This is a genomic window from Azospirillum formosense (assembly GCF_013340925.1).
Taxonomy (GTDB): Bacteria; Pseudomonadota; Alphaproteobacteria; order Azospirillales; family Azospirillaceae; genus Azospirillum; species Azospirillum formosense.
Genome location: NZ_WHOR01000168.1, coordinates 1 through 12,473, shown reverse-complemented (window position 1 = coordinate 12,473; position 12,473 = coordinate 1). Strand labels below are relative to the sequence as shown.

The following is a 12,473-nucleotide window of genomic DNA, read 5'->3' as shown; positions in this document are numbered from 1 at the left end:
CATCTTCCCGACGATGCCGGAGACGCCCGACGGGCCGGTGCTGAAGGGCATGGTGGCCGGAAGCACGCCGCAGGGGCAGCCGATCCTTGCCACGCCGCAGGGCATGCTGGCGCTGAACGTCCAGGCGAGCCTGCCGCAGGGCAGCGCCGTCACCGCAGCATTGACCGACCCGGCCAAGGCGCTCCAGACCGCGCCGCCCCCGCTCGCCGCGGAACCGGGACCGCTGAGCGAGCGGGACTGGCCCGCGATGCGCCAGCTCCTCACCGCCCTGGCCGGGGTGGACCGCTCCGCCGCGCAGGCGCTGATCGGCACGGTGATGCCGCAGCCGAACCGCAAACTGGGCGCGGCGATGAGCTTCTTCCTGTCGGCGATCCGCGGCGGCGACGCCCGCGGCTGGCTCGGCGAGGACGCCGCCTCCGCCCTGGAGAAATCCGGCCAGGGAAGCCTGCTGTCCCAGCTGGAGCGCGAGTTCCGCAGCCTCCAGCAGCAGGCGGGCGATCCCCTGCCGGGCGACTGGCGCCCCTACACCTTGCCGATGATGGACGCCAACGGGCTGCTGCCGATCAAGCTGCACATCCATCCCATAAATGCGGAAGAGGACGGCAAGACGGGCCGCAAGGGCGGCGACAAGGGCAGCCGCTTCCTGCTCGACCTGGATCTCAGCCGTCTCGGTCCGATGCAGCTCGACGGGCTGGTGCAGCCCAACCGGTTCGACCTGATCCTGCGCAGCCACACCCCGCTGACGCCGGAAATCCGCCTGGACCTCATCCAGATTTTCGCGGACAGCATCCGCGCCGTGGGCTACATCGGCGGCCTGTCCTTCCAGTCCGGCGCCAAATGCTGGGTCAAGCTGACCCGGACCGGGGCCGGCGGCAGCAGCTACACCGCCTGACGAGCCTGGACGCCATGCACCGCCGCGAACTTCTGACCACCGCCGCCAACCCGGACGCCCGCCACGACTATCTGGTGGAGTTGCACGGCGAACCGGCGCCCGGCACCCGCCTCACCCTGCGCTACGTCCCCGACCGCGCGGTCGCCACGCCTGAGGGCATCGCCGCCTATCTCGGCGCCCTGTCCGGCACCGCGGCAGCAGCCGGGCCGGAGGCGCTGGCAATCGCCGTGCTCGACGACCTGAACAACGAGCTGATCCCCCGCTGGGTGGAGGTCACGGTGGAGCGGACCCTGCCCGTCCCCCAGCGCGTGGTCATCGAGGACCGCCAGCCCGGTTGGGACAACCCGCATCTTTTCGCCCGGATGCGGCGCGTCTGATCTTCCGATCCCCGCCTCACCCGTCGTCCAGCATGGCTGCACCGCGCCAAGTCACAGCTTTCGCCGCTTGATTTCCTCAACCCGCATGAGAATAAAGCGGGTCGGCCGGTGCGTGGATGAGTCTGTTGAAACGTACACGAATATTAAGGCGCGTCCAAACCCTGTGGGCGCGCGTCGGGCTCCGCGCACGCCTCGAAGCCTTCATCCTGCTCGCCCTTCTTCCGATGGTGGGTCTGGTCGTCGTCCTTCTGCTTCAAGAGCGCAGCCAGGACATCGGGCGGGCGCGGGAGGCCACCCGCCTGCTGGCCGACCGGGGAGCGCTGCAGCAGGCGCAGATCGTGCAGCAGGCCCACGGCGTCCTTCAGCTTCTTACCCTGGTCCCCGACATCCGGGAGGCGAGCCCCGAAGGCTGCGCGACGATGTTGAAACAGGCGACCGATCTTTATCCTTGGAGCACCGGCTTTGGGGTGTTCAACCCCGATGGCAACCTGTTGTGCAGCAGCAACAGGAGCCGGCCCATGAACGTGGCTGATCGTGACTATTTCCGTGAAGCCCTGGCGACGCGCGGCTTCACGGTCAGCAACTTCCTGATCGGGCAGAACAGCAAGCAACCCCGCGTGGTCGCGGCCCTGCCGATTGTCGGTGACGATGGGTCGGTCATCCGCGTCCTGCTGGCCGGGGTGGACCTGAGCTGGCTTGCGGAACTGTCCGTCGAAATCGCGCATGAGTCCGGTGGAACCGTATCGCTGTTCGATTCCGAAGGGACGATCCTCGCCCGCGTGCCGGACCCGCAGGGGCTTGTCGGGCGATCGATGGCCGATCACCCGATGGTTCGAAAAATCATGGAGGAGGAGGCCGGGATCATCGAAGACGACGGTCTGGACGGCATCCCCCGGATCAGCGGCTTCGCGACCCTGGAGGAAACCGGCGCCAAGATCGTCGTCGCCGTCGCGCGCGACGACATTCTGGCCGCGGCCGACCGGAACCTGCTTCTGGGGACCGGCGTCATGGCCGGCGTGGTGCTCCTCATCGTCGTCGGGGTGTGGGTTCTGATGGAGGTGATGGTCCTGCGCCGCCTGCGGGATCTCAAGGCGTCGGCGGCGTTCCTGTCGTCGGACCTCTTCGACCCCCATGCCCCCTGCACGCCCGCGCCGGTCCACCCGTCCGAATTCAGCCAGGTCGCCCAGGCGATGCGGACGATGGGACGGACGCTGAGCGCCATCGCTTTCGAGGATCGCCTGACCGGGCTCGCCAACCGGCGCTTCTTCGAAGCCCATGTGGAGCGCCTTCGGGACCAGCCGGCGCAGGATCAGACGGCGATCGCCATCCTCTACATCGATCTCGACGGGTTCAAGCCGATCAACGACCAGCACGGCCACCACACCGGCGATCTGGTGCTGAAGGAGATCGGCGACCGGCTGGCCCGTTGCGTGCGCCAGGGGGATTTCGCCGCGCGCCTCGGCGGCGACGAATTCGCGGTGCTGCTCTCCCTGGCCGACGGCCATCAGGCGCACTACGCCATGGAGGTGGCCCGACGGATCATCAACAGCGTCTCCGCTCCGATCACAGCCGACGGGCTCGACGTCCGGATCGGGTGCAGCATTGGTGTCGCGCTCTGGCCGGCGGATGCCGCGGACCTGTCCGTGGCGCTCCAGCACGCCGACCGTGCGCTGTACGCCGCCAAACGCGCCGGCCGCGCGCGCGTGGTGTCCTATTCGGATCTTCCCACTTCGAATCTTCCCACCGGCAACGCCATGGCGACCTGAACCGGCTGACCGGAACAGGCCGGCCCGTCAGGATTCGACGCTGCTCTCCTCCTGCTGGCGGCGGCGGAAGCCGACCAGGGCGGTTTCGTCCAGCATGTTGGCTTCCTTGCGCTTGAGCTTTTCCTTCTCGCGCTTCAGCCGCTCCTCTTCGGCCAGCTCGTAGCGCTTCAGCTCCTGGAAAGCCTCAGCCATCTCGTCGGTGGCGACGGCGATCTGGGCCTCCACCTGCCCCATCGACTGGGTCAGCCGCTTGCCGCGGTCCATCGCCGCCTGGATGTAGTTGCTGTAGGTGAACGCGTATTCGACGTTGCCGCGGGCGGTGTCGCGCTCCGCCGCGATCTCCTCCTTCAGCCGTTCGATCTCGGCCTGGAGACGGTCGGCGAGGTTCTGCAGCTCCGCCAGCGCCCGGCGCTTCTCGTCGAGCTTCCATTTCTGGAGCCGGATGATGGTCTTCAGACTGCTCATTCTTGCGGCGGCCACTGTTCAATGCCGAAGATGGCGGCAAGCTGGGCGTAGCTGTTGTCGAGGTCGGTCGCCTCGCGCTTGCCCTGCTTCAGGAAGGCTTCCAAGGCCGGCTGGAAATGGATGGCCTCGTCGACCTGCGGGTCGGTGCCCTTGCGGTAGGCGCCCAGGCGGATCATCTCCGCCATGTTGTCGTAGGACGACATCAGGCGCCGCGCGTGGTTCACCAGCTCGTTCTCCATGGGGGAGTTGCAGCCGGGCATGGTGCGCGACACGCTGCGCAGGATGTTGATGGCCGGGTAGCGCCCGCGCTCGCCGATCTGGCGCTCCAGGACGATGTGGCCGTCCAGGATGCCGCGCACGGCGTCGGCGATGGGCTCGTTGTGGTCGTCGCCTTCTACCAGCACGGTGAACAGGCCGGTGATGGAGCCCGACCCGCTGAGGCCCGGCCCGGCGCGTTCCAGCAGGCGCGGCAGCTCGGCGAAGACGGTCGGGGGATAGCCCTTGGTCGTCGGCGGCTCGCCGGCCGACAGGCCGATCTCGCGCTGGGCCATGGCGAAGCGGGTCACGCTGTCCATCATGCACAGCACGTTGCAACCGGCGTCGCGGAAGGCCTCCGCCACGGCGAGCGTCATGTAGGCGGCCTGGCGGCGCATCAGCGGCGCCTCGTCGGAGGTGGCGCAGACCACGACGCTGCGCGCCAGACCCTCCTCCCCGAGATCCTCGGTGATGAATTCCTGAAGCTCGCGCCCACGTTCGCCGATCAGACCGATCACCGCGACCTCCGCCCCGGAGAAGCGGGCGAGCATCGACATCACCGACGACTTGCCGACGCCGGAACCGGCGAAGATGCCCATGCGCTGGCCGCGGCAGCAGGTGAGGAAGGCGTTGATGGCGCGGATGCCCAGGTCCAGCTTCTCGCCCACGCGGGCGCGGGAATGGGCGGGCGGCGGGTTGTTGCGGATGGGAACGCCGTGCGTTCCCTTGGGCAGCGGCCCCTTGCCGTCCACCGGCTCGCCCAGCGCGTTGATGACGCGGCCGAGCCATGCCTCCGTCGGGAAGACCATGGGCTGGCTGTCCGACACCAGCGCGCGGCAGCCCAGCCCGACCCCGTCGATGGAGCCGAAGGGCATCAGCAGCGCGCGGCCCTGGCGGAAGCCGACCACCTCGCAGGGAACCTGGCGGCCGTCGCGGGATTCGACGATGCAGCGGCCACCCACCGACAGCTCCTTCTCGATCCCCCCGACCTCGACCAGCAGGCCGAGCACGGCGGTGACCCGCCCGAACCGGCTGCAGCCGGAGACGGACTCGATTTCCTGAAGGATGCGGGCGACGTCGGCGGGCACGGTCTTGCGGATCAGCGGACGGGATTGGGACGGGTGAGCCGGGCTCGGGCGGCGCAATTTGCAGTGGGCTCGGAGTCCGCCGCCATGCCGCCCGCGTCATGCTCGTCCAAAAACATTAACGTTAAATGAAGTGCTATGCCTCTGGCGTTAAGCTGAATCGTCTGTTAACCTGTGTAAACAGACGAGCGGATCTGTTAAGGGAATTGGTTAAGGAACTGCGGGACAGCAACGCCGCTTCGGAAGCCAGAAACGCGCCATCAAACATCAGGATATCGCCATGAGGGTTCTGCTGGTCGAAGACGATTCCTCCACGGCCAAGAGCATCGAACTGATGCTCCAGTCGGAAGGCTACATCGTCGACTCTACCGACCTCGGTGAGGATGGACTCGAAATCGGCAAGCTGTACGATTACGACATCATCATCCTCGATCTGATGCTGCCGGACATCGACGGCTACGAGGTGCTGCGCCGTCTGCGCGCCGCTCGAGTGACCACGCCGATCCTCATTCTTTCCGGTCTGTCGGAACTGGACCACAAGATCAAGGGATTGGGATTCGGCGCCGACGACTATCTGACCAAGCCCTTCGACAAGCGCGAGCTGATCGCCCGCATCCAGGCCATCGTCCGCCGCTCCAAGGGCCATTCGGACAGCATCATCCGCACCGGCCGCCTGACCGTGAACCTGGACACCCGCACGGTGGAGGTGGACAACCAGCCGCTCCACCTGACCGGCAAGGAATATGGCATCCTGGAGTTGCTGTCGCTGCGCAAGGGCACGACCCTCACCAAGGAGATGTTCCTGAACCATCTCTATGGCGGCATGGACGAGCCGGAGCTGAAGATCATCGACGTCTTCGTCTGCAAACTGCGCAAGAAGCTGGCCGCGGCGACCCAGGGCGACAACTACATCGAGACGGTTTGGGGCCGCGGTTATGTGCTGCGCGACCCGCATGAGGACGCGTCCCCGATGCCGCGCGTCCCGCACCAACAGGCCCAGGCGGCCGGCTGACCGCCGGCCGCCGCTCAATATTAAGAGTTCATGGTGGCAAGCGGCAGGCTCGGAAGCCCGCTGCCATACGCAGTCATTCCTGCCAGAACGCCTTGTCGGCTTCGCGGCGGGCTTCGGTGCGGCTCAACCCGACATCGCGCAGCAGGTGGTCGTCCAGCGCCGCCAGGGAGCGACGCTGCCGATGGCGCGCGATCATGCCCAGCACCTCCCCGAGCGCCCGCTTCACAAACCCCTGCGCGCCGTCACCAGCCTGTCCGGTGGACACCATGGTCCGGTCTGCGGAAACGGCGCCAAGCGCTCTCCTGCTCATGATCCGACACTCCGCTTGATGATCTCCGTTCCCCATGAATGCACCCGGAAGCGGCTTGTCCGCAAAGGATGCTTTCTCTAACCTGCATGAGAGAATTTCATGCGGCCGGACAACAATCCGGCGGATGCGGAACCATGCAGATCCCACCCCTCAACGGCCTGCGCGCCTTCGAAGCGGCGGCGCGCCATCTCAGCTTCACCCGGGCGGCCGAGGAACTGAACGTCACCCAGAGCGCGATCAGCCACCAGATCCGCACGCTGGAGGATCGGCTGGGCATCCGGCTGTTTCGCCGGCTGAATCAGGCGCTGGTCCTGACCGACGCCGGCCAACTCCTGCTGCCCAGCGTGCGCGACGCCTTCGCGCGGCTGGCCACCGGCCTGGAGCGGGTGATGGAGCATGAGCGCTCCGGCGTGCTGACGATGAGCGTCTCGCCCTCCTTCGCCAGCCGCTGGCTGATGAGCCGGATCGGGCGTTTCCGCGCCCGCCACCCGGAAATCCACCTGCGCATCAGCGTCAGCCAGCACGAAATCGACTTCGAGCGCGAGGCCGACATCGACATCGGGCTTCGCCATGGCCTCGGCCAGTGGGAGGGGTTGCGGGCAGACCGCTTCCTCGACGACGCGGTCTTCCCGGTGTGCAGCCCAGCCCTGTTGCAAGGGCCGACGCCGCTGCGACAGCCCGCCGACCTGCGCCATCATGTCCTGGTCGAGGAAACCGGCCACAGCTATTGGGCGACCTGGCTGGCCATGGCCGGGCTGGGTGACCTGAAGCCGAGCTCCGAAATGGTCTTCGACGAGATCGGCATCGCCATCGAAGCCGCGGAGAACGGCCAGGGCATCGCCATGGCGCGCGGCACTCTGGTGTTGGAGGAGTTGACGAGCGGGCGGCTGACCCGGCTGTTCGACCTCGCCCTGCCGGGGGACTTCGGTTACTACCTCGTCTGCCCGGAGGTGACCGCTGACCGGCCCAAGATCGCCGCCTTCCGCCGTTGGATCATGGAGGAAGGCGCCTCCGACCGCCTCACCGTCACGCCGCCTTCAATCACACCGCCTTCAATCACACCGAGGTGAGTCACACCGCCGCCTTGAGCCCGCTCGGCACCTGGAAGCCGCCCAGGCTGTAAAGGCCGCGCTGGCCTTCGACCGGCTTGAAGCGGTCGGTGATGCCCAGCACGGTTTCCGCGCCGCCCAGATAGAGAACGCCGTCCTGCGGCATCTGGCGGGCGATCGCCTCCAGCACCTTGGTCTTGGTCGGCTGGTCGAAATAGATCAGCACGTTGCGGCAGAACACGATGTCGAACTGCCCCAGCCCCGACAGGTCGCCCAGCAGGTTGAACTCGCGGAACGAGGCCATCTGGCGAAGCTGCTGGCTGATCTGCCACTTGTCGCCCTGCTGCTTGAAATGCTTCACCAGCATTTGAATCGGCAGGCCGCGCTGCACCTCGAACTGGGTGTAGATGCCCGACTTTGAGCGCTCCACCATCTCCGCGGAGATGTCGGTGCCGACGATCTCGATCCGCCAGCCGGCCAGCTTCGCCGCATCCTCGCTCAGCATCATGGCCAGCGAGTAGGCCTCCTGCCCGGACGAGCAGGCTGCCGACCAGATGCGGATCGACCGCTTCGCCGCGCGCGCCTCCATCATCTTCGGCAGGACGATCTGCTTGAACTGGTCGAAGGGCTTCTGGTCGCGGAAGAAGGACGACTCGTTGGTCGTCATCGCCTCCGTGATGTCGCGCAGCAGCGCTTCGTCCTTGCGCGTCCGCACGGTAACGGCCAGCTCTTCCAACCCCTTCATGTTCCACTTGCGCGCCACCGGCATCAGCCGGGATTCGAGCAGGTAGGCCTTGTCGCGGGTCAGGACCAGACCGGAACGCTGCTTGAGCAGCGTGGAGAACATGTCGAAATCTTCGACTCTCATGCTGCCCTCGATGCGAACTTGCGGATGTAGGGACCGATTTCCTTGAGCGGCAGCACCGCCGAACAGATGCCCGCCTGGGCGACGGCGCCCGGCATGCCCCACACGACGCTGGACGCCTCGTCCTGCGCGATCAGGGTGCCGCCGGCGTTCACCACCTCGGTGCAGCCCTTCAGCCCGTCCTGCCCCATGCCGGTCAGGATGCAGGCCAGGACCTTGCGCCCGCCGAAGGCGCGGAGAATGGACCGCATCATCGGGTCGACCGCCGGGCGGCAGAAATTCTCGGGCGGGTCCTTGGTCAGCGAAATCACGTTGGCGCCCGCACGCTGGGTCACCAGCATGTGGAAGTCGCCCGGCGCGATGTAGCAGCGTCCCGACACGACCGGCTCGCCGTCCTTCGCCTCCTGGGCGTTCAGCCCGCACTGGCGGGTGATGTGTTCGGCCAGGATGGTGGTGAAGGTCGCCGGCATGTGCTGGGTGATCAGGATCGGCTGGGTGACGCCGGTCTTCAGATGGGCCAGCACCTCGAACAGGGCCTGCGGACCGCCGGTGGAACTGCCGATGGCGATCACGTCCGGCTTGACCTGCCCGGCGGTGCCGACGGCCGGGGCCGGGCGCAGCGTGACGGGCGGCGGCTCACGTTTCAGGAAGGCGGCGGGCACCGGGGAGAGCGGGCGCAGTTCGCCGCGGCTGCGGGATCCGGCGCGGCGCGCGGCGGCGCCCAGCGCCTTGACCTTGGACACCAGCTCGCGCTTGAAGGCGTCGGCCCCGCCGATCTCGCGGGTGGAGGTCGGCTTGGGGATGTAGTCGGCGGCACCCGCGGACAGGCAGCGCATGGAGATGTCGGCCCCGCGCAGCGTCAGCGTGGAGGCCATGATGATCTTCACCTGCGGCGCCACAGCCAACAGCTTCGGGATGGCGGTCAGACCGTCCATCACCGGCATCTCGATGTCGAGGACGATGACGTCGAGCGAATTGCGCTGCAAGGCGTTGACCGCCATCTGGCCGTCGCCGACCGACGCGACCACGCGGATTTCAGAGTCGCCTTCCAGCGCGCGGGTCAGAAGGCCACGGATAACGGCGGAGTCGTCGACCACCATCACCCGGACGGGATCGCCGCCGGCCGCGCCGGTCGGATGCCCCGCCGGCGCGGGGGGAGGAGGTCTGCCGAAACGATCGGACATAACGCAATCAGCCTTTCAGGGTCGGAACGGTGCGCGGTGCGGTGGTCCCGCCCGTCACAGCAGCCCGACCTGCTGGAACTTGGTCTGGATGATGTCGCTGTCGAACGGCTTCATGATGTACTCGTTCGCCCCGGCGGACAGCGCCTCCTGGATGTGGGCGAGGTCGTTCTCCGTCGTGCAGAACACGACCTTGGGAAGGTCCCCACCGCTCATCTTGCGCAGACGGCGCAGAAACTCGATGCCGTTCATCACCGGCATGTTCCAGTCCAGCAGGATGGCGTCCGGCATCTTGTGCGCGCAGGACTCCATGGCCTGCTTGCCGTCCTCCGCCTCGGTGCAGGCGAAGTGCAGCTCTTCCAGGATCTTCCGCGCGACCTTGCGGACCACGCGGCTGTCGTCGACGACCAGACAAACTTTCATGGTGAACGGGCCTCAGGCTTCGCTTTGCACACCGACCGGGGGTTCGCCTCAGGCCGCTTCCATCGTGGTGAAGTTCAGCAGACGCGGCACGTCCAGGACCACCATGAGCTGACCGTTCAGGCGATAGATGCCCGTGGACACCTCGCGCCAGCGCGGGTCGAGGGTGGCCGGGTTGCGCTCGAAGTCATCGTTGGAGAGGCTCAGCACCTCCCCCACCGAATCGACCATCAGGCTGTAGAGTTCGCCGCGCAGGTCCACCACGATGGACATGCCCGGCTTGTCCTTCGGGCGCGACGTCAGGCCGAGCCGCAGGCGCACGTCGATGGCGGTGACGATGCGGCCGCGCAGGTTCAGCGAGCCGGCGACCTCCGGCGGGGCCAGCGGGATGCGGGTGATCCGCTGGTGTCCCAGCACGTCCTGGACCTGCAGGACCGGGATGCCGAACAGCTGGTCGGCGATCGTCATGGTCACATAGTCCTGGCTGCCACCGGAGGTGATCTCGTCGCCCTTGGACTTCTTGGTGGTGGCGGGCAGCTTGGCGTTGCTCATGCGGCACCTTTCTGCTCGGACAGGGTCTGCTGCAGCGCGTACAGCAGAGCGTCACGGTCGAACTTGGCGACATAGTCGGTGAACCCGGCCTGACGGCCGCGGTCGAGGTCGCGCGGGGAAGCGTGGCTGGACAGGGCGACCATCGGCGTGCCGCTCCAGCGGGTGCCGCCCTGGCGGACCGCCTCGGCGAAGTCGAAGCCGCTCATCCCCGGCATCTCGATGTCGGAGACGATGACGTCGAAGTCCTCGCCCGCCTCGCACAGCGCCAACGCCTCGTTGGCGTTCTCCACCGCGGTGACGTCGTAGCCGGCGACCGAGAGCAGCGGAGTCAGCAGGTTGCGGAAGAAGGGGCTGTCGTCGACCAGCAGCACGCGCTGGAGCGCCCTCTCCTCCTCGTACGCATCGGTCGAGGACGAGCCGAACCAATCCTTGTAGGCCTGGGTCAGGAAGAAGCCCGCGTCGATCACGTCCGTCGCCTTGCCGGCGATGATCGCCGAACCCATCAGGCCCGGACGGTCGGCGGTGAGCTGCACCACCAGACGCTCCTCCACGATGTCGACGATCTCGTCGACGATCAGGCCCATCGAGCGGTCGCCGTCGGCGAAGACCAGCACCGGCTGGCGGCCTTCCTGGCCGATCATGAAGCCCGGGTCGATCGGCACCAGCGGCATCAGCTTGCCGCGGTACTGGACCACCGGCATGCCGTTGGACGATTCGACACTGGCGAGGTCGACATCCTCCAGGCGGGCGACCAGCGACAGCGGCACCGCCTTCGGCGCGCCGGCCCCGGCGCGGAACAGCAGGAGCGCCATCTTGTCCTCCTGGCGGGTCGCCTGGACGGAGGTCGTCTCCTTCGAGGCGGTCTCGCCCATGGCCATCTCGCCGGTCGCCGACGCGATGCCGTTCGGGTCGAGGATCATGATGACCGACCCGTCGCCGAGGATGGTGTTGCCCGAGAACATCTCGATGTGGCGCAGGATCGGCGCCACCGGCTTCACCACGATTTCCTCGGTGTCGAACACGCGGTCGACCATGATGCCGAAGGTGTAGGTGCCGACCTGCGTGACCACGATGAAGGTCTCGTCGGTCTTCTTCTCGCCGCCCTCCTGGTCGTCCAGCCGCAGCAGCTCCTGCAGCGAGACGAGCGGCAGCAGGCGGTTGCGCAGGCGCAGGACCGGCGTGCCCTTCAGCCGCTCGATGGTGTGCTCGCTGTCGGCGGCGGCGCGCACCAGCTCGACCACGCTGATCTGCGGGATGGCGAAGCGCTCGCCGGCGCACTCCACGATCAGGGCGGAGACGATGGCCAGCGTCAGCGGGATCTTGATGACGAAGGTCGAGCCCTTGCCCTGCTGGGACTTGATCTCGATCGTGCCGCCGATCTTCTCGATGTTGGTCTTGACCACGTCCATGCCGACGCCGCGGCCCGACACGTTGGTGACCTTCGCCGCGGTCGAGAAGCCGGGCTTCATGATGAACTGGATGATCTGCTGGTCGGACATCGCCGCCAGCTCGCCTTCCGAGGCCATCCCGTTCTGGATCGCCTTCTGCTTGATCCGGTCGATCGCCAGGCCCTTACCGTCGTCCTGGATCTCGATGATGATGTGGCCGCCTTCGTGATAGGCGTTCAGCGTGATGCGGCCCGTCTCCGACTTGCCCGCGCGCAGACGGTCGGCGGGCACCTCCAGGCCGTGGTCGGCGGAGTTGCGCACCATGTGCGTCAGCGGGTCCTTGATCAGCTCCAGCACCTGGCGGTCCAGCTCGGTGTCGGCGCCGAGCATCTGGAGGTCGATCTTCTTGCCCAGTTCGTGCGACAGGTCGCGCACCAGACGCGGCAGCTTGGCCCAGGCGTTGCCGATGGGCTGCATGCGCGTCTTCATGACGCCTTCCTGCAGCTCCGACGTCACGTGGTTCAGGCGCTGCAGCGGGGCAGCGAACTCGCTCTCCTTCTGCGACCGCAGGATCTGGAGGAGCTGGTTGCGGGTCAGCACCAGCTCCGACACCATGGTCATCAGGTTTTCGAGCAGGTCCACGTTGACGCGGATGGTCTGCGCGGCGACCGCCGATTCCTTGGTGGCGGCCTCGCCGCCCGCACCGGCGCCGGACGCGGCCTCCGCGGCGGGAGCGGGCATCTTGGCGGCGGCGGGGACCGGATCGGGGTCCGGCACCACCAGATCGTGCGAGGGGGCGGGCTCTTCCGCCGGCTCCGCGGCGACCGGGGCCAGCGCGGTGCTGGGCGGGCCGGGG

The 12,473-nt window shown here is 67.3% G+C and carries 12 protein-coding genes and 1 pseudogene; 5 read left to right on the top strand and 8 right to left on the bottom strand.

Going from position 1 to position 12,473, the window contains the following annotated elements; translation table 11 throughout:
• The 3 genes and pseudogenes from GBZ26_RS19650 to GBZ26_RS19640 form a co-directional block, all read left to right on the top strand.
• Window positions 1-892 (top strand): annotated as a pseudogene (locus tag GBZ26_RS19650) (hypothetical protein); the annotation flags it as partial.
• Between the two features lie 14 nt (window positions 893-906).
• The gene (locus GBZ26_RS19645) at window positions 907-1,269 is read left to right on the top strand and encodes a hypothetical protein (RefSeq protein WP_174440288.1); all 363 of its coding nucleotides are present in this window, start codon (window positions 907-909) and stop codon (window positions 1,267-1,269) included.
• Window positions 1,270-1,394: 125 nt separating this feature from the next.
• On the top strand, window positions 1,395-3,035 hold the full coding sequence (locus GBZ26_RS19640; protein ID WP_174440287.1) for a sensor domain-containing diguanylate cyclase: 1,641 nt from the start codon (window positions 1,395-1,397) through the stop codon (window positions 3,033-3,035).
• A gap of 27 nt (window positions 3,036-3,062) precedes the next feature.
• Here GBZ26_RS19640 and GBZ26_RS19635 read toward each other — a convergent pair whose 3' ends face one another.
• Together GBZ26_RS19635 and fliI are read right to left on the bottom strand one after the other, a co-directional pair.
• Window positions 3,063-3,500: a flagellar export protein FliJ gene (locus GBZ26_RS19635; protein ID WP_174440286.1), complete on the bottom strand. Its 438-nt coding sequence runs from the start codon at window positions 3,498-3,500 to the stop codon at window positions 3,063-3,065.
• Window positions 3,497-4,843: a flagellar protein export ATPase FliI gene (fliI, locus tag GBZ26_RS19630; protein ID WP_014198319.1), complete on the bottom strand. Its 1,347-nt coding sequence runs from the start codon at window positions 4,841-4,843 to the stop codon at window positions 3,497-3,499. Before fliI ends, GBZ26_RS19635 begins: the two co-directional genes overlap by 4 nt.
• 277 nt (window positions 4,844-5,120) lie before the next feature.
• Here fliI and ctrA point away from each other — a divergent pair, with 277 nt between their 5' ends.
• Window positions 5,121-5,852 carry a response regulator transcription factor CtrA gene (ctrA, locus tag GBZ26_RS19625; protein ID WP_174440285.1) on the top strand — a complete coding sequence of 244 codons (732 nt, stop codon included), beginning with the start codon at window positions 5,121-5,123 and terminating at the stop codon, window positions 5,850-5,852.
• Window positions 5,853-5,925: 73 nt separating this feature from the next.
• Here ctrA and GBZ26_RS19620 read toward each other — a convergent pair whose 3' ends face one another.
• The gene (locus tag GBZ26_RS19620) at window positions 5,926-6,162 is read right to left on the bottom strand and encodes a DUF1127 domain-containing protein (RefSeq protein ID WP_246653803.1); all 237 of its coding nucleotides are present in this window, start codon (window positions 6,160-6,162) and stop codon (window positions 5,926-5,928) included.
• 134 nt (window positions 6,163-6,296) lie between these two features.
• On the opposite strand from GBZ26_RS19620, the gene GBZ26_RS19615 reads away from it, so the two are divergent.
• Window positions 6,297-7,232, top strand: coding sequence for a transcriptional regulator GcvA (locus GBZ26_RS19615; RefSeq protein WP_174440284.1), 936 nt, complete (start codon window positions 6,297-6,299; stop codon window positions 7,230-7,232).
• Window position 7,233: 1 nt separating this feature from the next.
• Here the strand turns inward: GBZ26_RS19615 and GBZ26_RS19610 are convergent, their stop codons facing one another.
• From GBZ26_RS19610 to GBZ26_RS19590, 5 genes are all read right to left on the bottom strand, one after another.
• Window positions 7,234-8,079 carry a CheR family methyltransferase gene (locus tag GBZ26_RS19610; RefSeq protein ID WP_174440283.1) on the bottom strand — a complete coding sequence of 282 codons (846 nt, stop codon included), beginning with the start codon at window positions 8,077-8,079 and terminating at the stop codon, window positions 7,234-7,236.
• Entirely contained in the window at window positions 8,076-9,176 is a 1,101-nt protein-coding gene (locus tag GBZ26_RS19605; protein WP_174440290.1) for a protein-glutamate methylesterase/protein-glutamine glutaminase, read from the bottom strand. Before GBZ26_RS19605 ends, GBZ26_RS19610 begins: the two co-directional genes overlap by 4 nt.
• Before the next feature lie 138 nt (window positions 9,177-9,314).
• Window positions 9,315-9,680: a response regulator gene (locus tag GBZ26_RS19600; RefSeq protein ID WP_174440282.1), complete on the bottom strand. Its 366-nt coding sequence runs from the start codon at window positions 9,678-9,680 to the stop codon at window positions 9,315-9,317.
• A gap of 48 nt (window positions 9,681-9,728) precedes the next feature.
• Complete coding sequence (locus GBZ26_RS19595; RefSeq protein WP_014198311.1) at window positions 9,729-10,229, bottom strand: chemotaxis protein CheW; 501 nt, start codon at window positions 10,227-10,229, stop codon at window positions 9,729-9,731.
• Window positions 10,226-12,473, bottom strand: a 2,248-nt coding sequence (locus tag GBZ26_RS19590; protein ID WP_247884852.1) for a hybrid sensor histidine kinase/response regulator, incomplete at its 5' end; no start/stop codon positions are given. The genes GBZ26_RS19595 and GBZ26_RS19590, both read right to left, overlap by 4 nt.

What these genes read in the sequence shown, in the direction of transcription:
- GBZ26_RS19645 (WP_174440288.1), top strand. Translation starts at nt 907, where the DNA reads ATGCACCGCCGCGAACTTCTGACCACCGCCGCCAACCCGGACGCCCGC.
- GBZ26_RS19635 (WP_174440286.1), bottom strand. Translation starts at nt 3,500, where the DNA reads ATGAGCAGTCTGAAGACCATCATCCGGCTCCAGAAATGGAAGCTCGAC.
- ctrA (WP_174440285.1), top strand. Translation starts at nt 5,121, where the DNA reads ATGAGGGTTCTGCTGGTCGAAGACGATTCCTCCACGGCCAAGAGCATC.
- GBZ26_RS19620 (WP_246653803.1), bottom strand. Translation starts at nt 6,162, where the DNA reads ATGAGCAGGAGAGCGCTTGGCGCCGTTTCCGCAGACCGGACCATGGTG.
- GBZ26_RS19615 (WP_174440284.1), top strand. Translation starts at nt 6,297, where the DNA reads ATGCAGATCCCACCCCTCAACGGCCTGCGCGCCTTCGAAGCGGCGGCG.
- GBZ26_RS19610 (WP_174440283.1), bottom strand. Translation starts at nt 8,079, where the DNA reads ATGAGAGTCGAAGATTTCGACATGTTCTCCACGCTGCTCAAGCAGCGT.
- GBZ26_RS19605 (WP_174440290.1), bottom strand. Translation starts at nt 9,176, where the DNA reads ATGGTGGTCGACGACTCCGCCGTTATCCGTGGCCTTCTGACCCGCGCG.
- GBZ26_RS19600 (WP_174440282.1), bottom strand. Translation starts at nt 9,680, where the DNA reads ATGAAAGTTTGTCTGGTCGTCGACGACAGCCGCGTGGTCCGCAAGGTC.
- GBZ26_RS19595 (WP_014198311.1), bottom strand. Translation starts at nt 10,229, where the DNA reads ATGAGCAACGCCAAGCTGCCCGCCACCACCAAGAAGTCCAAGGGCGAC.